The organism is Granulosicoccus sp. 3-233, from assembly GCF_052681095.1.
Window position 1 is genome coordinate 227,503 of the sequence record NZ_JBQYLE010000005.1, and the last position, 22,700, is coordinate 250,202.

Consider the following 22,700-nt stretch of genomic DNA (forward strand, 5'->3'; position numbering starts at 1 on the left):
GCCAAGACATGTTGACCTGAACAGAACGAGTGCGACTGCAAGTGCGACTGCAGATGTGGCAGCTGGCGAAGCCGACTTTGCCGGCACCCATCTGTTGATCGATTGCTGGCAGGCGAGCCGTCTGGACGATATTGCCCACATCGAAGCCACCCTGCGTGAAGCTGTTGCCGTCAGTGGCGCTACCCTGCTGCATATCCATCTGCATCACTTCACCCCCAATGGCGGTGTGTCGGGGGTGGCGGTACTCGCTGAATCCCATATCAGTATCCACACCTGGCCCGAACGGGATTATGCCGCCCTGGATGTCTTCATGTGTGGCGAGACACATCCGCACGAGACCGTACCCGTCTTCGCCCGGGCCTTCTGCACCGACACCATTCAGCTCAGCACGCATCAACGCGGGGCTGCGGCCAATCCCGCGTCAGACTCGTCTACCGGCAACCAGAGGACTGCCTCATGAAGTTGCTCAGAGCCATGCGAACGGCCGATATCGATGCCGTGGTGAACCTGATAGACAGCCACGATGAAGACGACGCCGAGGACGCACGAGCCGGTTTCACCGGCAGCGATGGTATCGACGACTACTTTGTGCTGGAAATCGACGGCCAGATCATCGGGGTAAGTGGTTTTCGGACACCGCCTGCCTGCGATCAGACCCATTGGCTGTCCTGGACCTACATCCACGACGATCATGTCAACCAGGGGCACGGCCGGCGCATGCTTGATGACATGCTGCAACACCTCAAGGATATGGGCGGTCGCAAGGTCTTCGTCAAGGTCAGTGATTATGCCGAGATCGATGAATCGGGTGAACGAGTGGAGACCTACGCTGCCGCCCTGCACCTCTATCAGAGCATGGGCTTTGCCATCGAGCTGACGCACAAGGACTACTATGACGCTGGCGAGGCCATGATCGTGCTGGGCCTGCGCCTGAAAGAAGGCGATGCCGGCTTCAAGGACGCCGATTTCGGTGACGCCACCTTTTCAAACCTCGGAACGTCGCCATTGCTGCAGGCACGGCCTGTACAATTCAATGCCGTATTCGAGATTGCCGAGACTGACGGCGCTTTCAGTTTTGGCTGGAGCGATGACGGCAAGAAACTCTTTTCCGTCGAAGATGTGGAACTCGGCTTGCAGGAGGTGAAAAAACGCCACGGACGCGCCGTCTTCCTGTCTTTTCCGTCAGACTACAAGGATATCGATCAACGGCTGTTCGCCGCCGGTTTCCGAAACTCAGGAGTACTCGATGACTATTTCGAAGACGGTATTCACGAACAACACTACACCTACAACTTCCCTCAGGAATTGCTACTCGGACATGACTAGATCAGCTATCGGCGGCAAATTGACCGCCATTGCTCTTTTTTCCTCCATGGTGCTGGCTGGTTGCGGCGTGCAATCCACAGCCGAGCCACGCGTCGATCTCGATCGCGTCATGAGTATCGCTGGCGAAACCATGAACAGCTTCGACGCCCGTGCCAGTGATGTAAACGAAGAGAATGCGATGGATGAGTTCTCGGTCCTGCTCGGCTACGACCTGAACGATGCCCAACCGCCACTGTATGACGGCTACATCGGGGTTGTCCCACAGGAAGATGGATCCCTGCTGGGCTTCAATGACGCCGACAGTGACAGCGTTTACGACGGTGGCGAGAATGAGCTGTTCAAGGTGGAAGTGGACACGGAAAACAATCGACTGCTGGCATCTTCGGAAGGCGTGGTGCAGGAAGGGGGTGGCTTTTCGATGGGTGGGCTGTTCATGGGCATGATGCTGGGCAACATGCTGAGTCGACAGCGCAGTGCCGGCGTCAACCCGGCCTCACGCAAGGCTGGTCCAGCGCCGAGCGCTCGCTCGCGTGCCGGGTCTGGCAGCCATTCAGTCGGCAAGTAATCGATCGTCTGCAGGAAGGTGCCAGGCCAAGCGTGTCGGAAGACTCTGCCCGGCACCTTCCCTTGTGGTTCTCCCCCACACCGGATTACCGATGGAGCGATGACGAGGGCGACGACGCGCCTCCTGCGGCGCCGAAATACGACTCGCCTGGCGCAGGCCTCGCTCATCATTCCCTCATCGTTTCAAACTCAACGTGACCCAACCCGAATACGCCGGCTTCAGTGCCCGCCAGACCTCCGTACTGCTCCTGTCGATTCTGATCGTCGCCCTGTGCGGCATTGCCTATCAGCTGATCATCAGTACGGTCTCCAGCTATCTGCTGGGTAACAGTGTCTACCAGTTTTCCCTCACCATCGGCTTCTTCATGTTCGCGATGGGCGTCGGCTCCTACCTGTCCAAGATGCTCAGTGAGGATCTTCTCGCGAATTTCATAGCGATAGAGATCGCCATATCACTGGTCGGCGGCGTCTGCAGCCTGCTGCTGCTGCTGGCGTTTCCGTTCGCCCGTGCGCTGTACGAAACCACCATGTTCAGCCTGATCTTCATCATCGGTGCGCTGGTCGGCATGGAGATCCCGATACTCACCGGCATCCTGACGCACAAGCAGGGCATTCGTGATTCCATTGCCAATGTCATGTCGCTGGATTACATTGGCGCACTGATCGGTGCTGTCGCCTTCCCTCTGTTCCTGCTGCCGCATCTGGGTCTGATTCGCTCGTCCTTCGCCATCGGCCTGATCAGCATATTCACGGCTCTGATCAATATCTGGTTCTTTCGCCGGCAATTGAAATCAGTGCGACTGATGACCTTCCTGAGCCTTGCCGTACTGATTCTGCTGGTTGCATTCACCCTGTTCGGCAGCCAGCTCAGCAGTTTCGCCGAAAAGCACCTGTATTTCGACCAGATAATCTACCAGAAGCAGACACAGTACCAGCGCATCGTCGTGACCGAATCGGCATCCCATCAGGATACCCGCCTGTTCATCGACGGGCATATCCAGTTTTCATCGCGCGATGAATACCGCTATCACGAGTCTCTGGTACATCCCGTCATGAGTGCTCCGGGCAGTCGTGCACGTGTTCTGGTGCTCGGTGGCGGCGATGGTCTGGCCATTCGCGAGTTGCTGAAATACGACGATGTGCAGCAGATCGACCTGGTCGATATCGACCCGGAGATGACGCGCATCAGTCGCACCCTGCCCATGCTGGCCGAGATGAACGAGCACAGCCTCGACGACCCGCGCGTCACGATCCACAACGAGGACGCCTTCAGCTTCATCAATCAGGCGGGTGTGCTCTACGATCGTGTCATCATCGACATGCCCGACCCGCACAATGAGGCGATCAACAAGCTGTATTCGCGTGAGTTCTACACCATGATCCGCAAACGCATGGCAACCGAGGCGCTGGTGGTGACGCAAAGCTCATCGCCGTTCTTTACCCGAAGAACCTTCTGGAGCATTCACCATACGCTGGACAGCATCTTTCACGACACCACCGGCTATCAGGTCAGTATTCCCTCATTCGGCCTGTGGGGGTTCAACATGGGCAGTGCCGGCGGTGCCATACCCGATTCGCTGCGGTTTCAGGTGCCAACACGATTCATGACCGAGGAGGTCATGCAGGCTGCCCGCGTCTTCGGCAAGGACATCCAGCCGCTGGATGTGCCGGTCAACTCCATCATGGAGCCCCGGCTTTACCAGCTCTATCTGCAGGATCTGCAGTCATAGTTCAGGCAGGGGATTCAGACGTCGACGTGTTGCCGCCAATTGCCTTCCCGGAATGACAGCAGCGCCTTGCGGGCTCGACTACTGTTGGTCTCTTCGTCCTTGTTGCGAAAGCCGCGCTGCAGAAACTGGTGAAATCCTTCCAGATTCCTGGCGCTGCTCTGGTTCGACCGATAGAAGCCCATCGACCAACCATCGAAATCACGGTGATCGATGTCACCCTTGAACAGTATCTGCGTTTCCGTATGGCGCGAATCCTGACCGATCTTGCCGTAGATCTCCTCGACATGTTCCTGCTTCCCCTCAAGCGCCTGGATGAAGGAACCTTCATGAAAGAGCAGCATGCCTGAGACACCCCGCTCTTCATTCTTCGTCCTGGCCAATGTCAGCAGTTCCTGCAACTCCTCTTCGGTGAAGTCATGCGTCGCCGCACTGATATAGAGAATCTGATATACGGTTTCCACTTCCTCGACCGCATCCGATCCATCATTCACGCCACCTACCGACTCAATGGTGTCAATCTCCACAAATCCTCTCCTGTGTTGCACTGGACAGGATATCGGCAGCGACTGTTATTGAATGTCGTTCAATTGCCTTGAAACAGGCAGTCGTTCAGGTAGTAACCGGGAAATACATCACGTGCCTGCAGGAGCACTTCATGCGCTCCTGGCCAGTCATGCGTCGGTTCAGAGAACGGTGACGGGAGTTTCCGCAACTGGCGTCACAGGCGCCCCCGTCTGGAACCACGAGACGATGTTGTCCACAACCAGCTGACCCATGGCATTGCGACATGGCACGCTGGCAGAACCGACATGTGGCAGCAGAACGACGTGCTCCATATCGATCAGTGCCTGCGGCACATTGGGTTCGTCAGCAAACACATCCAGACCCGCCGATAGAATGACCTTGTCCTGCAAGGCCTTGATCAGCGCCGGCTCGTCGACCACCGACCCGCGGGCCACGTTCACCAGAATGCCGTTTTCTCCCAGCGCTTCCAGAACCTCACGATTGATCAGGTTCTGCGTCGCCGGCCCACCGGGTACGATCACGATGAGGGTATCAACGTCCGACGCCATGGCCAGCAGATTGTCGTAGTAGGTGTAGTCAAGGTGAGAGCGTTGCGTGCGCGTGTGATAGACCGGCACCACGCCGAATGCCTCGAGTCGACGTGCAATGGCTTCGCCGATCCGGCCCATGCCTATGATGCCCACCTTGCGCCCCTGCAGCGACGACGGTGTCAACGGAAAGGCATCGTTGACCCAGGCCCCGGTTCTGACATGCTGGTCTGCCTGTGGCAACTGGCGGATCGTCATCAGCAACAATCCAAGGGTGGTATCAGCCACTTCCTCGTTCAGTACATCCGGCGTATTCGTCACGATCACACCCAGCTCGGCAGCGGCAGCCGCGTCGACCTTGTCATATCCGACACCGAAATTCGCGACAATCTGCAGATTGGGCAGAGCCTCCATATAGGCGCGGTCAACGACCGCCCCTTGCGTGACGATCGCCCTTACCCGCTCGGCACATTCAGCGAGAACGCCAGCCGCATCGTCGGCTTCGGCGAGCTCGATCAGTTCATAGCGATCGGAAAGCTGTTCGGTGATGAGCGCAGGCAGAGCTGCAGGTGCGAGTACGGTGGGCTTGGGCATTTCGGCAGTATTCCTGTTATCGAGACTTCGGGTCTCATTATCAATGGCAAGTCTGTTGCGCAGTGCGATGTGTGCGCAAGCGGTGATTTCAGATTGTACCTGCTGAAGGCAAAACAGCTCCAGTGCTGACTCAAGGTCGTGACAAAACCCCTCACAATCAGCATTCAATCACCCGGAAACAACATCGGCAAAACAGGCTGGACAGGATCAGCCAGAACGAAAAAACCCCGCCGGAGCACGCTGGCCACGACGGGGTTTGCTGACTGACAGTCGTTGGAACCGAATCAGAACTCCCGCTTCGACCCTTCGCGGTATTTGTTGTGCGGTACGAAACCGGTTCGTTGAGCTTCACGTGGCTGTGGCACCCACAGCACACGATCCGGGTGCATGCCGGCACCATAGACAGCGGATACGGCAGACAGTCGCATGCGGTTCAGCAGGCGGGTATCCACCTCGCCACACAAGGGGTGCATGCCGCCGTTGTCGGCCACCACTTTCTCCCAGGCCGCCTTGCGTGCCGCCAGAATGGCGGGGTCATCCAGCGCCGGGCAGTTGAGCTCATTGGTGTCCAGATCAACGATGATTTCATCGCCATCTTCGACAAAGGCAATCGGGCCACCCAGAGCCGCTTCCGGACCCACATGTCCGATAACCAGGCCGACAGAACCGCCTGAGAAACGCGCATCGGTCATCAGTCCGACCACGATGTCGCGCTCGCGGCACAGAGTGGTGATGCGTGACGTGGAATCGAGCATCTCGGGCATGCCCGGAGCACCACTGGGGCCTTCGTAACGCACGATGACCATATCGTGGTTCTGAAAACTGTCAGGGGCTGATTCCAGAGCATTCAGCAGGTCCTGCTCGCCGTTGAAGATACGCGCACGACCCGTGAACCGATTGTTTTCCAGACCGCCTTCGACACCCGCCAGTTTCAGCACAGCACTGAATTCGGGTGACAGGTTGCCACCGAGAACACGCAAGCCGCCAGTCGGCTTGTAAGGCTTTTCAACGGGATAGACCACGACGCCATCAGGCTCGGGCGTGTTGAGTCGAGCGACCTGCTCGGCCAGAGTTTCACCGGTGCAGGTCAGTGTGTCGCCGTTGAGCAGACCGGCATCCATCAAGGCCTTGACGATGACCTGCACACCGCCCTTCTCGTCGATATCGACCATGGAATACTTGCCATACGGGCGGGCATCGGTGAGTACCGGCACCACGTTCTTCGACAGATGGTTGAATTCCTCCGGTGACATGATGTCCTCGGCAAAGCTCTTGAAGCCGGCGGCACGGGCAATCTCGGGAGCGTGCAGCAGAACATTGGTGGAACCACCGACCGCCATGGAAACGATGACAGCATTGCGAATGGCATCGCGCGTGACAATGTCGCGAGGCGTGTCACCGCGCTCGATCATGCCTTTCAAGTAGCCAACCAGCTCTTCGGGGAAATCGTTCAGGCGGCGCGGGTCGTCAGACGGTGGCGCCACCATGTGCAAAGGCTGCATGCCGACCACACCGATGAAGGTCTGCATGGTGTTGTAGGTGAACATGCCACCACAGCTGCCGTAACCCGGGCAGGCTTCCTTGGCAATGCGCTTCTTGAAATCGGCATCCGTATCGCCGGCTACCTGGAAAGCCGAGACGATGTCGATGGGCTGCTCGGTGACCGAATCGCGGCCCGGGCGGATCGGGCCATCCGACATGATGATGGCAGGCCGATTGTGCTCGAGCAGACCAGCCAGTGTACCCACCGGTGGCTTGTCACAGGCAACAACCGCAATCGTGCCTTCCAGTCCGCTGGCAGACAGGTGTTCACACACGGTGTCGTGAGTGACTTCGCGTCCGATCAGGGAATAGCGCATCTCGCGGGTGCCGTTGCGCATGCCGTCGGATGTGGCCACCGTGTACTCCGGCTGCACCAGACGCATGTGCATCTTGCCCTCTTCACGGCCCAGCGCCTGGCGCAGTCGCTCGTGGATGGCTTCGACCTTGCGCTGCACTCCCACGTAACACTGGCTGTCGCCCTTGGTACCCATCACGCCAACCGACGGTTCGTGAATCAGCTCCGGATCGGTATTCAGCAGACGAGCGACCCCGTAGGTCTGCGCGTTGCGGCCGGGGTTGTTGTCGAATACCACTGCTTTCGACTTGTTAGACATCGATCTTTCCCTTATTCCCTAGAATTTATTCAATTTTGCCTGAATCAGCCGGCAAACGATGACGAATTAGATGCTTTAGGTCAACCCGGACTGACAATTATCTGGTGAGAGTGTTTCGGGGACAGCTGATACAGCGTCAATTCCGGGTCAGATTGCTCCACGGCACAAGGCTGAACTGTCGCAGCCAGACAAGATGATCCACGGCAGGAACGCACACAGAGCGTTATACTTCACAAAAATGTCAGGCTGAACACGTCACCTTTGCGCCTGCGCCGATTGCAGCACCGCTGCCGTACCTGACGCGGGCAGCCGAAAAACCGACGCTGACAACCCCCTTTTCCACCGTTCGCCGACCGTCATGCTTGACACGCGGCAGGTATGCCCTCACGTCCGATTCACGGCTGAGAAAAACAAGATTCTGGAGAAACCAATGACTGTAAAAACCGGCATCGTCCTCTCATCACTGGATGTGGACCGTCTCGAGAGCCTGCTCGGCTCCCTGCCGCGTGAGGAACGCCAGCAGCACGCAGGCTTGCAGGAAGAACTTGACCGCGCCGAGGTGGTGGAACCCCGGGATGTGCCGCCCGATGTGGTGTCAATGAACAGCACGGTGCGATTTGCCATGGAATCTGGCGAGGAATTCAATCTGACACTGGTCTACCCCAGAGACTCCGACGGTAGTGCCGACAAGGTGTCGATTCTGGCACCGGTCGGTAGCGCCCTGCTGGGTCTGTCGGTTGGCGAGCAGATCGACTGGCCGAAACCCGGTGGTGGCAAGATGACCGTGAAAATCAAGGAAATCATCTGGCAACCGGAACGAGCCGGCGAATTTCACCGCTGATCCGGCGGGTTGCCACGGAATCGATCAGACGGATTCAGGCCCCGCGTACCGACAAGCCGCCGTCCACCCGCAGCACATCGCCGGTTATGAAACTGGCGCGCTCACTGGCCAGAAACAATACCGCTTCGGCCACTTCGGGAGGGTAGCCGAACCGGCCCAGCGGATGCGCCTTGTTCCAGCTCTCGATCAGCTCGCTGGGGTCATCCATCGAGGCGAACAGCTTCTCGTTCAGCGGCGTCATGATGGTACCTGGCGCCACGGCATTGATGCGAATGCCGTGGGGCGCCATTTCCACGGCTGATTGCCACGTCAAGGCATTTATCCCACCCTTGGCCGGCGCATAGGCTGCGTAGCCGTCGAAGCCGAGTGCACCTTGTACCGATGACATGTTGACGATGGCACCACCGCCGCGCTTTCTCATTTCCGGAATGCAGACTCGCATCATTCGCCAGAAGCCCATCAGATTGATATTGATGGTGCGCTCGAACTGCTCCTCGCTCATCTCGTCCACCACGCCCTTGATGGCCTGACCGGCATTGTTGACCAGCACATCGATACCGCCGAACCGTGCCACGCATTGCTCGGCCATGTTCGTGACAGACTGCATGTCCGCAATGTCGGTATGAATGAACAGGGCATGCTCGCCCAGTTCCCGGGCCGTCGCAGCGCCGGCTTCCGCATCCAGGTCTGCAACGATCACCGAACCACCACGCTCGACAAAGCCTTCGGCACAGGCGCGTCCGATTCCCATGGCCGCACCGGTGACGACAACGACCTTGCCGTCGAAATCCGAAGACAGATCATTTCCCATCTTGCTGAACTGCTCGCTCATGATTGCAGCGCTCCCCTTGCGTGTTGGTGGATAAGGTCTGCAACGAGAAGCTGAAGACAGGCAACCGGCAGATTCAGTGGCTCAACATAACGGTTGCGCAAGTCAGCTGCAAGATCAGAGATCGATCTCGTAGTGCCGAATGAAGTCGGCATCCGGCTCCACGCCCAGACCGGGACCATCGGGAATGCTGACATGACCATCCTGGCGCCTGACCTGCTCCTGTATGTCGAGTGACTCGACCAACAGCTCATCACGAAAACGGTTGTCCGTGGTATCGAATTCCAGCATGGGTTCCCAGGGATGCAAACCACCGGGCATCGGGGGCATGGCTGCCAGCAATTGCAGATTGGTCGCCACGGCGATGGCTGATCCCCAGACATGGTTGATGACAGGTGTGAAGTGCGCATGACACAGCGCCATGATCTTCAGATACTCACTGATACCTCCGAGCGCACAGACTTCCGGCTGCGCGATATCCAGGCCGCGGTTCTCCAGAATGGCTCGCCAGCCCCAGCGACCGAATTCGGCTTCTCCACCGGAAATGTTGACTTTCAGACCCGCTCGCAGTTCTCGGTAGCCATCATGATCCTCGGGAGCAACCGGTTCCTCGAACCAGTAGGCATCCAATTCTTCCAGAGCACGTCCGACGTAGAAGGCATCCGACGTCGTGTAACAATGATTGGCATCCACCATGAAGCGGAAGTCTTCCCCGACCCCCTGTCGAACCGCCTCGCACAGACGCACATCATCACGTGCACCCAACCCGGTTTTCATCTTGGTGGCGACGAAGCCCTGCTCACGAATGCGCGCGGCTTCATCGGTGAATCGCGCGACATGTTCATCGACGCTCTCTCGCTTGAGCATCATGCCGTAACCATATGCCTGAACGCTGCTTCGATGAGCGCCGCCAATCAGCTTGTGTATCGGCAGGCCGGCCAGCTTGCCGGCGATATCCCACAAGGCAATATCGACACCGGACAAGGCCTGCATCGGCATGCCCTTCTGCCCATGGTCGCGCAGCAGGTTGTACACCTTGTGCCAGATCACATCCCGGTCCAGAGGGTCATCGTCCAGCACCAGGGGTTGAATCACTTTCTCGACGATACATTTATTGGCCAGGGCCACATTGCCGGGACCGAAACACTCACCCCAACCGGTAATGCCCTCGCTGGTCTGTACCTCAACCAGATGAGCCGAACGCTTCGCGTAATACTGCTGCGAATACCCCAGCTCCTCGGGCATATCGTACTGCAATACATGACTCTTGATGGCGGTAATCTTCATGCAACGCTCCTGTTCCGGTCACACCCGATGCGCCTGGCAGGATCCCCCCCCATGGCACGAAAACAACAGTCGTGACCCATACCTGATTATCCGTATCCACCGTATGGCAGATCGGTGCCGTATTCGATGCCGTTCACAGGCAACGATTTCGAATGATGCGCGCCGGCTTCTCAGTCGAACAGAGTTGCCATATTGCGCTTGATGCTGTCGCCGATATACAACGCCAGGGCCTGAATGGTCGAGGTCGGATTGACGGCACCGGCCGTGACGAATGTGGAACCATCGACGATGAACAGATTCCGGACATCATGACTGCGCCCCCAGCCGTTGACGACCGATGACTCGGGATCGTCTCCCATGCGACAAGTACCCATCTGGTGCCAACCAGCTCGCCACCAGACCTCACCATCGGGCTTCGCCAACACCTCTCTGGCTCCTGCCGCCCAGAGTACCTCCGTGGCCCTTGCCTCGCCATGCGCGAGCATACGGCGGGTATTGTCACTGAGCCGGTAATGTATCTTCGGAGCCGGAATACCATCGCTGTCGGTCAATTCGGAATCCAGAGTCACGCAGTTGTGTTCCTCGGGCAGGTCCTCAGTCACGATGGTCAGGCTGGCGAGATAGGGATAGATATCATCCATGACCTGGCGATGCGCTTGCCCCCAGGGTATGGGTCGATCGATGCCATAACCTCCAAGGGCGAAGGTCATCGGAGTGGTCGAGCGTCCGGAATGCAAGCCGTAACCACGCACGAAGTCACGCGACGGATCGGTCTCGTAGAATTCCTGGCTGAGTATCGAACAGGCCATGGGACCCTTGTGCCCCTCCATCGGCTCATCGAATACACCGGAGACACCCTTCAGGGGGTGGAACATCAGATTCCTGCCCACCATGCCGGAACGATTGGCCAACCCATCCGGGAACAATCGCGAGGTGGAATTGAGCAACAGCCGCGGTGTGCCGATGCCATTGCAGGCCACTATCACCAATTCGGCATCCTGTCGCTGCAGCTGACCGTCGGCATCGTGATACAGCACGCCGGTCGCCAGCCCACTATGCTCATCCACCAGAATCTCACGGACTCGGCTCCGGGTTCTGAGCTCTACTCCGGCCTGCTCCAGAACTGGCCAGTAGGTGAAGTTACTGCCACCCTTGGCCCCGGCAGCGCAACCAAGGTCGCAGGTTCCGGCGTTCACGCATTTCTGTCGTCCGTCGACATCCTTACTCAGAATGGCCACATCCGAAGGCCACCAGTGCCAGCCCAACTCATTGAACCCGTGTGCCAGAGTCTGACCGAGTTTGCCGATCGGGATAGGCGGATGCGGGGGGTCGTAGGGTGGATAGGCAGGATTGCCAGCAAGACCCGACACCCCCGTATTGCGATCATTCATCGCATAGAACGGCTCCAGCGTTGCATAGTCGATGGGCCAGTCGGAAGCCACACCATCCAGCGTGAAAGCCTTGAAATCGGATGGTTTCATGCGCGGCCAGTGACCGAGAAAATTGATCGTCGAACCGCCGACCCCATTGAAGTTGACCGGCGCTATGCAACTGTCAGCCACGTTGATCGGGTAATCCTCCGGCAAGCCCCGCACATTGGGGTCACAGGAGAACTCTGCATAGCGGGCCAGCTCGTAATCCTCGCGACGACTGGGGAAATCCTTGTCATGAACGCGCCCACCCTGTTCAAGACAGACAATCTGCATGCGTGTCTCGAGCAGCGACCAGGCAATGGCGGCGCCCGACGCGCCGGCACCAATGATCAGAACGTCAACCGGTTCTTTGGACATGATCGAATACCTCGTGGAGCTTGATGGTTCAGCAGGGCCGATAGAAAGGACCACGAGCCCTGACCGGTGCGGTCAGGGTCTGCAGCAACTCCGCAGACTCCGCAGCTACCGTATAACCCTGAGGATGTACCGGCCAGGGCCCCAGACCCAATTGTCTGCGAGCATCAGCGCGGCTGTAATACGCCATATAGGTCAACCGCAACAGACTGGCAAACGCCTGAGGATGATCGGACTCGAGCAGACACAACAGATCGGCAGTGAGTACAGCTTGCGATGCGTTGGCAGAGGTTCTCGTGGGTTCGGATGCCGCAGTCAGCAACGTCCGAATCCGTTCGTACAGCACATCGTCGTCCTGCAGCGCTTGCTGCAGGAATGCCATGACGCCCGGCGAATTTCCGGACTCGATTGCCGCCGTCACATTGCCTGGAATCAACAGCTCCAGGATCTGCTCGAGCACGTTGACAAGTTCATTGCTCAACTGATGTCCCATGATGGTCTCCTCGCCTGTTGCTAGCGTTGCTGCGTACTGCCGGCTCTGGACAGCGCATCGATGGCGACCGCCAACAACAGTATGGCGCCAGAGAACATCAGTTTGTCCGCTGCACTGGCACCCGACAGATCCAGACCGTTGCCAAGCGAACCGATCACCAACGCGCCAAGAATCGCGTTCCAGACCGAGCCACGCCCGCCAAACAGAGACGTTCCACCAATGACCGCAGCGCCTATCGCCTCCAGCAGCAAGGGGCCGCCGGCGAAAGCGTTGAAGGACACCGAGGCGTAGCGCGAAGCACCGAGAATCCCGGCAACGGCTGCCATGAGGCCGACGATCGCGAACGCAGCAATGCGAATGTAGTTGACGTTCATGCCGACTCGCCGGGCACTCTCGGCATTGCCGCCAACGGCATACAGCGAACGACCGAAGGGGGTTGACGTCGTGATCCAGCCCAGCAAGGCGGTCAGCCCCACCAGCAGGATCACCAGTAACGGAACACCCTTGTAGCTGTTGAGTGTCATGACCACTGCCAGCAGAATGAGGGCAAAGAATCCGATCTGTCCCCACAGCGCCAGAGCCGATTCCAACTCGACACCGCGCTGCCTGCGTTGTGACTGCCGCCGCAGGACCACCACCGCAAAAACGACGATGCACACAATGGCCACAGCCCAGCCAAGCATGGGAGGCAGACTGACGGTGGTCAGAGATCGCACAAAAGGGTCTCGCATGTTCACGGCACCCTGCGCCCCCAGAATCTTCAGCATCAGCCCCTGAAAACCCAGCAACCCGGCCAGTGTCACGACAAATGAGGGAATACCGACATAAGCCACAAGCCACCCCTGCACGAAGCCCAGAACGATGCCGGTGAGCATGGCCGCGAGACAGGCAATCGGCCCCGGAACGCCCATGACGATCAGCACCGCCAGTACGGCCGCACAGACACCAGCGGTCGCCGCTGCGGACAGATCGATATCACCCAACAGCAGGACCAGGGTAATGCCTACTGCCAGCGTGCCCACCACGGCCGACTGCATGAACAGAAAATAGAAATTACGAGGGCTCAGAAAGGCCGGTTCCGCGATGCCGAAGTAGATCCATATGGCAATCAGCGCCAGCATGACAGGGACGAAAGCGCCGAACCGCGTTTCACGTAATTGTCTGAATCGTTGCCCCACAGACAATCCTGAATCAGATCGCGTCATCGGACCCCTCCTCCAGACCACGTGTCATGGCCACCACGATTTCATCTGGCGTGGTGTCCGAGGTACGCCAGGTGGCGACATTCGCGCCATGCCTGAGTACGCAAATTCGGTCTGCCACCTCGAAGATGTCGCGCAGATTATGGGAAATGTAGACAACCGCATGACCGGTATCGCGCAGACGCTTGACCACATCCAGTACTTGTCGGGTCTGTGCAACACCCAGAGCGGCGGTTGGTTCATCAAGCAGCACCACCGAACTCTCCGCTCCCACAGCTCGCGCTATGGCAATGGCCTGTCGCTGTCCACCAGACAGGCCTCCTACCTTCGCCCTGACTGAGCGCAAGGTCCGCACTTGCAGTCTGTCGATGGCAGCCTTCGCCTTGACTTCCATCTCAATTTCATCGATTGGACGCAGGAACCTCGGCAGAAACGTCCACCCCGGTTTCAAGGGCTCCGCTCCCAGAGACAGATTGGCTGACACATCCAGGTTCTCGCAAAGCGCAAGATCCTGATAGACAATCTGGATACCCAGCGCAGTCGCGTCCAATGGTGTAGCGACACTCACCGGTTCGCCATCCATCCGGAAACTGCCCTGATCAGCAGCAATGGCTCCGGCAAGTACCTTCATCAAGGTGGACTTGCCAGCACCGTTGTCGCCGACCAAGGCCATGACCTCACCCCGAGCTACTTCGAAATCGACTTCACGCAGCGCTTCCACACCGCCAAAGCTCTTGCCGATTCCCGTCACCTGCAGGTGAGCCGGTGGGGACTGATGCCCCACCACTGCTGCTGTAGAACTCATTTCAGCTCGCGCAGAAATCTGTTTCTGCGGCAACACCTTCGCAGACCATTTCCTTGCTGACCGAGGAATCATGCTCGATCACGTAGCCAACACCTTCTTCACCTACCGCCGAATAGGAACCGACAGGCACGAACGGCACCTCGGCCCCCATGCCGACCGTCACGGTCTCTGTCGCCAGGTCCGAGAAATCCTTACCTTCAAGCATGCGTATGGTGACTTCGGCGGCGGCGTGCGCCATTTCGGACAGAGGCCTCCAGCCGCACTGGGTCTGCTTGCCCAGCAACATCAACTGTAGTGCCTGCACGGTGCAATCAAGTCCGGATACCGGCACAGTTCCGGCCATTCCCTGCTCTTCCATGGATGCGATCGCTGCACCGGCATTACCGTCATTGGATGACACGACACCCTGTACCTCGTTGTTCAGTTGAGTCAGGGCCTGATCCATCGAACGACGGGCTATGGCAGGATCCCAACCCTGTGTCCAGTTCTCATAGCCAAGCACTCGTTTGCCACTGTCGTACAACGGTTGCAGCGCCTTGACCTGGCCCTTGTAGATATCGTGAGCACCCGGGTCGGTTGGAGAGCCTTTCAACATGACAAGTGTGTCTCCGTCCTCCGTGTTGTCGATGACATGCATGGCCTGGTCGTAGCCCATACCGACCAGATCAGCCTGGATCCAGACTGCGTTGTTTTCCGAGTTTATCAGGCGATCATAGGCAATGGTCGGCACGCCTGCTTCGGCGGCACTGTCCGCAATGATTGCCGAACTCTCTCCGTCTATCGAAATGACCACCAGCACTTTTGCACCTTGTGTCAATGCCTGCTCGGCCTGACGCTGTTGCGCTGTAGTGTCGTTGTTGGCGTTGAATACTTCAACTCTGACACTAGGTGACAGCTTCGCCATGGATTCCTTGAAGAACATGGCATCCTGGCTTTCCCAACGCGGATTCACGTTCTCGGGCAGCAGCAGGGCCACCATGTCTTCAGCGTTGGCTGCACCTGCCCCGGCCAGCATCAGCGAGGCCATGGCGATACTCACAGCACGTCTGCATTCATTGAAAATCATCTGTTTCGCTCCTCATGATATTGATGACGCAACACTGCGTCGCGGTGTTGGTGGTAACAACTCCAGGTACTTTCCTGCGGGCACGGGGAGGCCCAGGCCGAAAATCCAGGGTTGCTTGTGGACCGGGCTCACCCACCGGTCGAGTCCGGGCATTACTCAGAGAGCGGCTGGCACAAGAGCATCACCGCTGTGGCCGATCGATGCCGGCCTTCATTCAATCAATCGGTATTGCCATAGTCGCTTACCGCCCGCGTCATACGCTGGTGGGCATCTGTCAGCAAGGTCGACATCTTCTGTTCTGCCAGAGCGGCATCGCGTGCAAGAATGGCATCGCATACCTCTCGGTGAAATGGGATGGAATCCTCGTTCTTGCGAGGATCATCATTGGTCAGCCGGATGGACGTCAGCAAGGCGGAAAAGATGACACCTTCCATCGAGCGCAGGAATTCGTTATTCGCGGCATGCAGAATGGCCCGATGAAAAAAGGCATCAGCCATCACGAAGTCTTCTACGGCGCGCTTTTCCTGCTCCATTCTCAGCTGAGCGGCTTCGATCGCGGCATGGCTATCCGGCGTTCCAACGCTGGCAGCCCAGGATGCAGCCTTGGGTTCGATCACCAGGCGTATGTCCATCAACTGACGCAGGAAGTCCGGGCTTGGCTTGGCCGATTGATGCCAGGCAAGTACATCGTCGTCGAACAACATCCAGTTGGAACGATCCCTGACTCGCGTGCCACTTCCACGTTTGACCTCAACCAATCCCTTGCCGACCAGCAATTTGATGGCTTCACGAATGACGGACTTGCTCACGCCAAAGCGTTCGGCGAATGTGGTCTCATCGCTGATCAGCTCGCCCGCAGACGGAGAGCCTGCCACGATTCGTCGGCCGATCTCGCGACAGATCTGCGTCGCCAATCCGGGGGCAACGCCCGAAGCACCTTTCAGATCGTAGTAGAGTAATTCAGACATGCCTTATTCAAACATCTGATGTTTGGCTTGTCCAGACTTTTCTTTTCCTTTTTCCACGATCGCCGGGAAACCACCGGTAATCACTCACCAATGCTCCTCCTTGCCTTGAATGGCTCAAGGTAACGCCAACGGGAGCTGTCGCACTCTTTGCGCCCCAGGAACCAGCAAAATCTTGCCTGAGTCGGCATTGGCATGTTAAAAGTTCGCCCGGAATTTTCACTCTCTCTTGCATCTATCGGAGTTACCAGGCATGAAACTCAGCGCACGCAATCAACTCAAGGGCACTGTCATCGCCATCGAAAAAGGTGCTGTCAACAGCACGGTACGCATTGATGTCGGCAATGGCGCCGTCATCACTTCCATGATCACCAATGCCGCGGTGGCCGATCTTGGACTCACGGAAGGCGCAACGGCCTACGCCATCGTCAAGGCATCCGATGTGATGGTGGCTGTGGACTGAAACCCGGCTGGTCTAGTCCGACTCGCGCAGTGCCAGCCCATCTGAAGCACGAAAGAAATGCATCTTGCTGCGATCCAGATACACCTCGACGATGTCGTCCGGTTGCGACTTGTTGCTGGCTGGCATCTGCGCGGTGAACCTCTCGTCCCCCACCTTTCCTATCAGCAGGGTATGCGGGCCGAGAGGTTCCATTTCGATAACCGACGCATTGATGCAAGGTCCCAGGGTTGAATCCTCACCGGTATGCTCAGGACGAATACCCAGAACCATCGCTTCGCCGGCAACGCTGGCCAGATGGGCAGGTGCCGGAACACGGAAGCCGCTGTTGCTGACAAACACAGGCTGCTCATCTTCCATGGCAATCTGTCCTGCCAGCATATTCATGCTGGGAGCACCAATGAACGATGCCACAAACAGATTTCGTGGTCGTTCGTACAGCGTGATGGGATCAGCGGCCTGCTCTATGACGCCACCCTGCATCACTACCACCCGGTCAGCCATGGTCATCGCCTCTACCTGATCGTGTGTGACGTACACGATGGTGCTCTTGAGTCGTCGATGCAATTGCTTGATTTCGGTGCGCATCTCGATACGCAATTTGGCATCCAGGTTCGACAGGGGTTCGTCGAACAGAAAAACGTCCGGATCGCGAACCAGCGCCCGGCCGATAGCCACTCGCTGACGTTGCCCACCCGATAACTCGGCAGGCTTGCGATCCAGATACTCGTCCAGATTGAGAATGCGGGATGCCTCCTTCATCGCTGCAGCGGCTTTCCGCTTGCCCTCTCCACGAACCTTCATGCCATAAGTGATGTTCTCACCGACTGTCATGTGAGGAAACAGCGCATAGGACTGAAAGACCATGGCGCAATTGCGCAAGCCCGGTCGTAGATGAGTCACATCTCGCGGACCGATGCTGACAGTTCCGCTTGTGGCGGTTTCCAGCCCTGCAATCATTCGCAGCGTCGTGGTCTTGCCGCAACCTGATGGTCCGACCAGCACGACGAATTCGCCATCGGCGACTTGCAGGTCAAGCGCGGGAATCACTTCCACTTCGCCAAACGACTTGGTGACATTCTCGATGTTTATTGTGGCCATTTCTACGTGTTCATTCAGCCGTACTCGGCTATCGCCAGTCTCAGAACTGCTCCTCCGGGCATGACCCCGAAAGAGCAGTCTTCACTTGATGGAAACGAATCCGGATCAGTTGAGTCCCATGGAAGCCCGATAGGCTGCCAGTTGCTCTTCCCGACCCAGATCATCCGTCAGCTCGTTCCAGCCCGCTGCAACGGTATCCAGCGCTTCCTGGGGAGTGACATCCCCGGACAAGGCCTTTGACAGTTCGATCTCCAGAATTTCCGTATAGGAAAAATACGCTGGCAGTCGCATGTCCAAGGCAACATTGTCGGCCGTGACCGATGCCTGCTGTGCGCCCAGATATTCCGTTGCTTCGCGCTCGGAGAAAATGCTGGCCCAGCGTTCCATGTTGGTGGTGTGAGAAATCCGGTATGGGTTGACGCCTGTACCGCCAGTCACTGTCGCCTCTCCGGATACTTCAGGACTGGACAGGTACGAAATGAAGTCCCAGGCTGCGTCCTTCTTGCCGGACATCTCGGGCACGGCTGCCTGCCAACCGCCGAATGCCATGAAAGGCGTGTTCAGCACTTCATCGAACTTGTCCCACTCACCCGTCTTGTAGTTATAGACCTCCCTGGCACTGGGAAGCACCGCGGAACCGACATTACCCGCCACCTTGGATTGCTCGGGATCGGCAGCAATGACGCCGGTATCACCCCAACCGATGGACTGGGCAACCTGCCCGCCTGCAAATGCGGCATTGACTTCTCCGAAGGAGAAATTCAGGGCGCTGGGTGGAGCCAGTTCAGAGGCACGAATATACTCTTCCAGGCCCTTCACCCAGCCCGGATTGTTGATCTGGGCATCCATGGTGTCAGGATCGAAGAACATCGATCCCGGGTGATCAGGGTGACTGGTATAGGCAGCCGCATGGCTGAACAGGAACCAGAATTGCTGACCACCCCGGCGGAAGGCTTCGGCAGTGCCCCAGACACCGTCGACGTTGTCCTGAAAATATTCAGCAATGTCCAGATACTCTGTCCAGGTTGTGGGAATGGCCAGATCATAGCCGTACTTTTCCTTGAACCTGGCCTTGTTGGCCTCGTCTTCGAACAGGTCGATACGATACGTATAGGTATGAACGTCGCCGTCCATGGTCTGTGACAGGACCTTGCCGTTCCAGACCATCAGAGATTCGCGATAAACGGGAGCGATGTCCTGCCAGTCTTCACCCTCTTGGTAACTTGCCGGCATTTCCGACAGATAGGGCGTAAAATCCGGTGCCCAGGCCGGGGCAAAGGCAATCACGTCGAATGCATCATCCCCCGATGCCAGCGTGGTGACGATCTTCGGATACAGCTCCGACCATGGGAACTCGACCACCTTGACGGTACCACAAGTCTGAGCCTCCCAGCCTTTCGCTGCATTTTGCAGGGCCGAAGCAATATAGGGACCTGTCTGGGTGGTAGCCGTGATCTCGACACCGGAAAAATCCGGCGAACACTCGGCCCAGACAGCCGGAGCTGCCAACACGGCAGCAACTGCCAGGGACGTCTGCTTCAACACTTTCTTCATGGTTTTCTCCTCAGGGTAAAGCTTGTCTTATTTGACTGCGCCGATAGTCAACCCGGAGCGCATCAGGCGTCCGAGTAGTCCCGCAATGATGACCATCGGGATGATGGCCACCAGAGCGGCCGCCGAAATGGCCCACCACTCGTCACCGCGCTGGCTGTTCTGCCCGGCAACGAGAATTGGCAGGGTTTGCCACTTGGAGTTGGTCAGGAAGAGAGCAAACAGAAACTCGTTCCAGACGAACGCCAGCGTAATCACGAAAGTTGCTATCAGGCCGGGCCGCGCCATCGGCAGGACGATGCCGAAGAAAATGCGCCACGATGGTACGTTCTCCACCAATGCCGCCTCTTCCACATCCACCGGCAGGATGGCGATGAAATCGCGCATCAACCAGACCACAATGGGCAGCGAGAAAGCGATGTAGGCCAGTGTCAGCCCGAAATAGGTATCCGTCATCTTGAAACCCAGCTTCCCCATTTCGGTGTACAGCAGAAACAGGGCAAAGGCGACAACGATTGGTGGAAACAGGCGCTGACTGACAAACCAGAAAATGATGTCGTCATTGCCCAGAACCGGTCCTGGCAGCGCAAAACGGTTGAGAAAGATCGACAAGGCCAGCGCGATACAGAATGCCACAATCGAAGCCATTGCAGGATTGACCCCGAAGACCTCTCTACCCAGCAGATAGCCTCCCATGGCAACGATGAAGAATCCGATGCCACTGGCCAGTCGTACCTTGAACGGAAACCGGACCAGCGCATAGGCGGCCATGCTACCGATCAGAGTGGCAATCACGGATGCCGACAGACCGACGATGGTGGAAGCCCAGAACGTTGAAAAGAACCCTCCTCGCGCGCCACTGAACAGCTCCCTCCAGGCTTTGAGCGTGGGCTGAAAATCGACGAAGGGGATGTAGGTCGGCCCGCCAACCACATCAACCGGAGATTTGAGCGAGGTAATGGCCACCCAGTAGAGTGGAAACAGGGTGAATACCAGCCAGATGAGGCAGGCGAACAGCACCCAGTAGCGTTTGCTGCCCTTCAGGTCCCTTACGCTCATTTGTACTTCTCCAGATGGGGCTTGAGTATCGCCAGATACACCAGACTGATGATCAGAACCACCGCCAGAAACATGAACGACAGAGCCGAGGTATACCCCAGATTGAATTTCTTGAAGCCTTCCTGGTAGGCATACAATGTCAGTGTTTCGGTGGATACACCAGGCCCACCTCCGGTCATGACGAAGACCGTGTCGATGATCTTGAAACTCTCCACGATCCGGATGAAATAGACCGCTGCCGACATGGGCAGCATCAATGGAAAGGTAATACCCCAGAATTGCTGCCAGGCGCTGGCGTTCTCCAGCTCGGCTGCCTCATAGACATCTTCCGGCAGACTCTGCAGCCCGGCCAGCAGCAGCAGGATCACCAGCGGTGTCCATTGCCAGATCTCCACCACGATCAGTGATCCCAGTGCCCACTTGGTTTCCGTCAGGAACGGCAGATTGGAAAAACCGAAAAAGCTGGTCAGCTGATTCAGCGGTCCCATGGTCGGGTTCAGTATCTGTCGAGCAACCAGCGCTACCGCTACCGGTGCAACCAGCATGGGCAACAGGAAACTGACACGGAAGAAATCGGCGCCCGGCACACGCTTGACCAACGACAGCGCTATGGCAAAACCGATGACAAACTGCAAGGTCACCGAGGTAAAGGCAATGAAACTTGTGGTGCTGACCACCTGCCAGAAACGATCGTCCACCATCAGATCGGCATAGTTTTCCAGTCCGACGAAACGCGCTGGTCTGGGTGGAATCAGCCGCAGACTCATGAAGCTGTTCGCAAGCGAATAGATCAACGGAAAAATGGCCATGACCAGCACGATCAGCACGGCTGGCCACAGGAAGAAATGCTTGACGGGATCTTCGCGAGTCATCAGCTGACAGCACCTGCAACATGATCCAGCAAGGTCTGTACCTCCTGCCGGTCGGGCATCGATGGCGCAGTACCACGCCGGGTGACGGAAACTCCTGCAGTAGCACAACCGAAGCGCACCGCCTCCAGCACCGCTTCTCCAGATGCCAGAGCCGCCGAGAAACCACCGACAAATGCATCTCCGGCACCACTGGTATCAATCACTGGCGCATTGCACATCGCGGGCACATGCGCATCGACTTCATCCGTGAGCACATAGACCCCCTTCTCCCCCAGAGTGATCAGGGCGCCCCCGGCTCCACGCTTGCGTAACTCGACTGCGGCGGCTCTGGCCTCATCGATCGTGGTGACCGGGAAGCCGACAATGTCCCTTGTTTCAGTCTCATTGGGGATGATGAAATCGCACAGTGTCAGCATCTGCTCGGGGAATGGCTCGGCAGGCGCCGGATTGAACAACGTCGTGACACCCGCATTGCGAGCGATTTCCAGACCGCGCACAGCGGCCTCAACGGGTTGTTCGAGCTGCGTGACAAAGACTTTCGATGATTCGATGACACTGCGCCGTTGCTCGACATCCTGCGCCGTTATCGTGCCACCGGACCCCGGGTAGACGATGATGGCATTCTCCCCCGTGGTGTCATTGACGAAAATGAAAGCTGCGCCAGTCGGAAAATCCGCCATGATGTCCAGTTCGGGAATGACACCGACTTCACGATAGGTATCCAGTGCCAGCTTGCCGAAGGTGTCATCGCCAAGCTTGCTGATGAAGCGGGTGACGGCACCAGCACGAGCTGCGGCCACAGCCTGGTTCGAACCCTTGCCACCGGGTCCCATCGAGAAGCCGCTTCCCGTCAGCGTTTCGCCGATGCTCGGCATGCGGGAGGCCTGGTAGGCCGTGTCCGCGACAAAGATCCCCAGTACGGATACTCCCGTTTGCTCACGCATTGCCCCACCTCTTGCT

General features: G+C 57.7%; 22 protein-coding genes. 6 read left to right on the forward strand and 16 right to left on the reverse strand.

The features are described 5' to 3' along the window. Nucleotides 1-55 precede the first annotated feature (55 nt). From speD to ACUNV4_RS15145, 4 genes are all read left to right on the forward strand, one after another. Entirely contained in the window at nt 56-460 is a 405-nt protein-coding gene (gene speD, locus ACUNV4_RS15130) for an adenosylmethionine decarboxylase (RefSeq protein WP_430879416.1), read from the forward strand. Beyond that, entirely contained in the window at nt 457-1,326 is an 870-nt protein-coding gene (locus tag ACUNV4_RS15135; RefSeq protein ID WP_430879417.1) for a GNAT family N-acetyltransferase, read from the forward strand. The genes speD and ACUNV4_RS15135 overlap by 4 nt, the downstream gene beginning before the upstream one ends. Beyond that, nucleotides 1,319-1,891 carry a hypothetical protein gene (locus ACUNV4_RS15140; protein WP_430879418.1) on the forward strand — a complete coding sequence of 191 codons (573 nt, stop codon included), beginning with the start codon at nt 1,319-1,321 and terminating at the stop codon, nt 1,889-1,891. The genes ACUNV4_RS15135 and ACUNV4_RS15140 overlap by 8 nt, the downstream gene beginning before the upstream one ends. Before the next feature lie 193 nt (nt 1,892-2,084). After that, the gene (locus ACUNV4_RS15145; protein WP_430879419.1) at nt 2,085-3,620 is read left to right on the forward strand and encodes a polyamine aminopropyltransferase; all 1,536 of its coding nucleotides are present in this window, start codon (nt 2,085-2,087) and stop codon (nt 3,618-3,620) included. 14 nt (nt 3,621-3,634) lie between these two features. Here ACUNV4_RS15145 and ACUNV4_RS15150 read toward each other — a convergent pair whose 3' ends face one another. The 3 genes from ACUNV4_RS15150 to ACUNV4_RS15160 all read right to left on the reverse strand — a co-directional run bounded on the left by ACUNV4_RS15150 (nt 3,635) and on the right by ACUNV4_RS15160 (nt 7,422). Then, nucleotides 3,635-4,144: a BLUF domain-containing protein gene (locus ACUNV4_RS15150; RefSeq protein WP_430879420.1), complete on the reverse strand. Its 510-nt coding sequence runs from the start codon at nt 4,142-4,144 to the stop codon at nt 3,635-3,637. Between the two features lie 159 nt (nt 4,145-4,303). Beyond that, nucleotides 4,304-5,266 (reverse strand): 2-hydroxyacid dehydrogenase, encoded by a 963-nt coding sequence (locus ACUNV4_RS15155; protein WP_430879421.1) that lies wholly within the window; start codon nt 5,264-5,266, stop codon nt 4,304-4,306. A gap of 284 nt (nt 5,267-5,550) precedes the next feature. Next, nucleotides 5,551-7,422, reverse strand: coding sequence for a dihydroxy-acid dehydratase domain-containing protein (locus ACUNV4_RS15160; protein ID WP_430879422.1), 1,872 nt, complete (start codon nt 7,420-7,422; stop codon nt 5,551-5,553). A gap of 430 nt (nt 7,423-7,852) precedes the next feature. Here ACUNV4_RS15160 and rnk point away from each other — a divergent pair, with 430 nt between their 5' ends. Continuing rightward, nucleotides 7,853-8,263, forward strand: a complete 411-nt coding sequence (rnk, locus tag ACUNV4_RS15165) for a nucleoside diphosphate kinase regulator (RefSeq protein ID WP_430879423.1) — start codon at nt 7,853-7,855, stop codon at nt 8,261-8,263. A gap of 34 nt (nt 8,264-8,297) precedes the next feature. Here the strand turns inward: rnk and ACUNV4_RS15170 are convergent, their stop codons facing one another. From ACUNV4_RS15170 to ACUNV4_RS15205, 8 genes are all read right to left on the reverse strand, one after another. Continuing rightward, nucleotides 8,298-9,095 (reverse strand): SDR family NAD(P)-dependent oxidoreductase, encoded by a 798-nt coding sequence (locus ACUNV4_RS15170; protein ID WP_430879424.1) that lies wholly within the window; start codon nt 9,093-9,095, stop codon nt 8,298-8,300. A gap of 114 nt (nt 9,096-9,209) precedes the next feature. Then, the gene (locus ACUNV4_RS15175) at nt 9,210-10,379 is read right to left on the reverse strand and encodes a mandelate racemase/muconate lactonizing enzyme family protein (RefSeq protein ID WP_430879425.1); all 1,170 of its coding nucleotides are present in this window, start codon (nt 10,377-10,379) and stop codon (nt 9,210-9,212) included. A gap of 170 nt (nt 10,380-10,549) precedes the next feature. After that, nucleotides 10,550-12,169: a GMC family oxidoreductase gene (locus tag ACUNV4_RS15180; RefSeq protein WP_430879426.1), complete on the reverse strand. Its 1,620-nt coding sequence runs from the start codon at nt 12,167-12,169 to the stop codon at nt 10,550-10,552. Nucleotides 12,170-12,197: 28 nt separating this feature from the next. Further along, nucleotides 12,198-12,659: a hypothetical protein gene (locus ACUNV4_RS15185; protein WP_430879427.1), complete on the reverse strand. Its 462-nt coding sequence runs from the start codon at nt 12,657-12,659 to the stop codon at nt 12,198-12,200. Nucleotides 12,660-12,679: 20 nt separating this feature from the next. After that, on the reverse strand, nt 12,680-13,864 hold the full coding sequence (locus tag ACUNV4_RS15190; RefSeq protein ID WP_430879428.1) for a sugar ABC transporter permease: 1,185 nt from the start codon (nt 13,862-13,864) through the stop codon (nt 12,680-12,682). Beyond that, nucleotides 13,851-14,666, reverse strand: coding sequence for an ATP-binding cassette domain-containing protein (locus tag ACUNV4_RS15195; protein WP_430879429.1), 816 nt, complete (start codon nt 14,664-14,666; stop codon nt 13,851-13,853). Before ACUNV4_RS15195 ends, ACUNV4_RS15190 begins: the two co-directional genes overlap by 14 nt. Nucleotide 14,667: 1 nt before the next feature. Continuing rightward, nucleotides 14,668-15,732: an ABC transporter substrate-binding protein gene (locus tag ACUNV4_RS15200; protein ID WP_430879430.1), complete on the reverse strand. Its 1,065-nt coding sequence runs from the start codon at nt 15,730-15,732 to the stop codon at nt 14,668-14,670. Nucleotides 15,733-15,950: 218 nt separating this feature from the next. Further along, entirely contained in the window at nt 15,951-16,700 is a 750-nt protein-coding gene (locus ACUNV4_RS15205; RefSeq protein ID WP_430879431.1) for a FadR/GntR family transcriptional regulator, read from the reverse strand. A gap of 250 nt (nt 16,701-16,950) precedes the next feature. On the opposite strand from ACUNV4_RS15205, the gene ACUNV4_RS15210 reads away from it, so the two are divergent. Then, a complete protein-coding gene (locus ACUNV4_RS15210) occupies nt 16,951-17,160 on the forward strand; it encodes a TOBE domain-containing protein (RefSeq protein ID WP_430879432.1) in 210 nt (69 codons plus the stop codon). A 12-nt stretch (nt 17,161-17,172) separates the two neighbouring features. Here ACUNV4_RS15210 and ACUNV4_RS15215 read toward each other — a convergent pair whose 3' ends face one another. The 5 genes from ACUNV4_RS15215 to ACUNV4_RS15235 form a co-directional block, all read right to left on the reverse strand. Then, the gene (locus ACUNV4_RS15215; RefSeq protein WP_430879433.1) at nt 17,173-18,258 is read right to left on the reverse strand and encodes an ABC transporter ATP-binding protein; all 1,086 of its coding nucleotides are present in this window, start codon (nt 18,256-18,258) and stop codon (nt 17,173-17,175) included. A gap of 105 nt (nt 18,259-18,363) precedes the next feature. Then, entirely contained in the window at nt 18,364-19,812 is a 1,449-nt protein-coding gene (locus tag ACUNV4_RS15220) for an extracellular solute-binding protein (protein ID WP_430879434.1), read from the reverse strand. A 27-nt stretch (nt 19,813-19,839) separates the two neighbouring features. Next, a complete protein-coding gene (locus ACUNV4_RS15225; protein ID WP_430879435.1) occupies nt 19,840-20,868 on the reverse strand; it encodes a carbohydrate ABC transporter permease in 1,029 nt (342 codons plus the stop codon). Beyond that, complete coding sequence (locus ACUNV4_RS15230) at nt 20,865-21,740, reverse strand: carbohydrate ABC transporter permease (RefSeq protein ID WP_430879436.1); 876 nt, start codon at nt 21,738-21,740, stop codon at nt 20,865-20,867. The genes ACUNV4_RS15225 and ACUNV4_RS15230 overlap by 4 nt, the downstream gene beginning before the upstream one ends. Continuing rightward, nucleotides 21,740-22,684 carry a ribokinase gene (locus tag ACUNV4_RS15235; protein ID WP_430879437.1) on the reverse strand — a complete coding sequence of 315 codons (945 nt, stop codon included), beginning with the start codon at nt 22,682-22,684 and terminating at the stop codon, nt 21,740-21,742. Before ACUNV4_RS15235 ends, ACUNV4_RS15230 begins: the two co-directional genes overlap by 1 nt. Nucleotides 22,685-22,700 lie beyond the last annotated feature (16 nt).

Bases quoted from the DNA above. Each gene is read 5' to 3' on its own strand.
- ACUNV4_RS15135 (WP_430879417.1), top strand. From the start codon at position 457: ATGAAGTTGCTCAGAGCCATGCGAACGGCCGATATCGATGCCGTGGTG.
- ACUNV4_RS15140 (WP_430879418.1), top strand. From the start codon at position 1,319: ATGACTAGATCAGCTATCGGCGGCAAATTGACCGCCATTGCTCTTTTT.
- ACUNV4_RS15155 (WP_430879421.1), bottom strand. From the start codon at position 5,266: ATGCCCAAGCCCACCGTACTCGCACCTGCAGCTCTGCCTGCGCTCATC.
- ACUNV4_RS15160 (WP_430879422.1), bottom strand. From the start codon at position 7,422: ATGTCTAACAAGTCGAAAGCAGTGGTATTCGACAACAACCCCGGCCGC.
- rnk (WP_430879423.1), top strand. From the start codon at position 7,853: ATGACTGTAAAAACCGGCATCGTCCTCTCATCACTGGATGTGGACCGT.
- ACUNV4_RS15170 (WP_430879424.1), bottom strand. From the start codon at position 9,095: ATGAGCGAGCAGTTCAGCAAGATGGGAAATGATCTGTCTTCGGATTTC.
- ACUNV4_RS15175 (WP_430879425.1), bottom strand. From the start codon at position 10,379: ATGAAGATTACCGCCATCAAGAGTCATGTATTGCAGTACGATATGCCC.
- ACUNV4_RS15180 (WP_430879426.1), bottom strand. From the start codon at position 12,169: ATGTCCAAAGAACCGGTTGACGTTCTGATCATTGGTGCCGGCGCGTCG.
- ACUNV4_RS15185 (WP_430879427.1), bottom strand. From the start codon at position 12,659: ATGGGACATCAGTTGAGCAATGAACTTGTCAACGTGCTCGAGCAGATC.
- ACUNV4_RS15190 (WP_430879428.1), bottom strand. From the start codon at position 13,864: ATGACGCGATCTGATTCAGGATTGTCTGTGGGGCAACGATTCAGACAA.
- ACUNV4_RS15195 (WP_430879429.1), bottom strand. From the start codon at position 14,666: ATGAGTTCTACAGCAGCAGTGGTGGGGCATCAGTCCCCACCGGCTCAC.
- ACUNV4_RS15200 (WP_430879430.1), bottom strand. From the start codon at position 15,732: ATGATTTTCAATGAATGCAGACGTGCTGTGAGTATCGCCATGGCCTCG.
- ACUNV4_RS15205 (WP_430879431.1), bottom strand. From the start codon at position 16,700: ATGTCTGAATTACTCTACTACGATCTGAAAGGTGCTTCGGGCGTTGCC.
- ACUNV4_RS15210 (WP_430879432.1), top strand. From the start codon at position 16,951: ATGAAACTCAGCGCACGCAATCAACTCAAGGGCACTGTCATCGCCATC.
- ACUNV4_RS15215 (WP_430879433.1), bottom strand. From the start codon at position 18,258: ATGGCCACAATAAACATCGAGAATGTCACCAAGTCGTTTGGCGAAGTG.
- ACUNV4_RS15220 (WP_430879434.1), bottom strand. From the start codon at position 19,812: ATGAAGAAAGTGTTGAAGCAGACGTCCCTGGCAGTTGCTGCCGTGTTG.
- ACUNV4_RS15225 (WP_430879435.1), bottom strand. From the start codon at position 20,868: ATGAGCGTAAGGGACCTGAAGGGCAGCAAACGCTACTGGGTGCTGTTC.
- ACUNV4_RS15230 (WP_430879436.1), bottom strand. From the start codon at position 21,740: ATGACTCGCGAAGATCCCGTCAAGCATTTCTTCCTGTGGCCAGCCGTG.
- ACUNV4_RS15235 (WP_430879437.1), bottom strand. From the start codon at position 22,684: ATGCGTGAGCAAACGGGAGTATCCGTACTGGGGATCTTTGTCGCGGAC.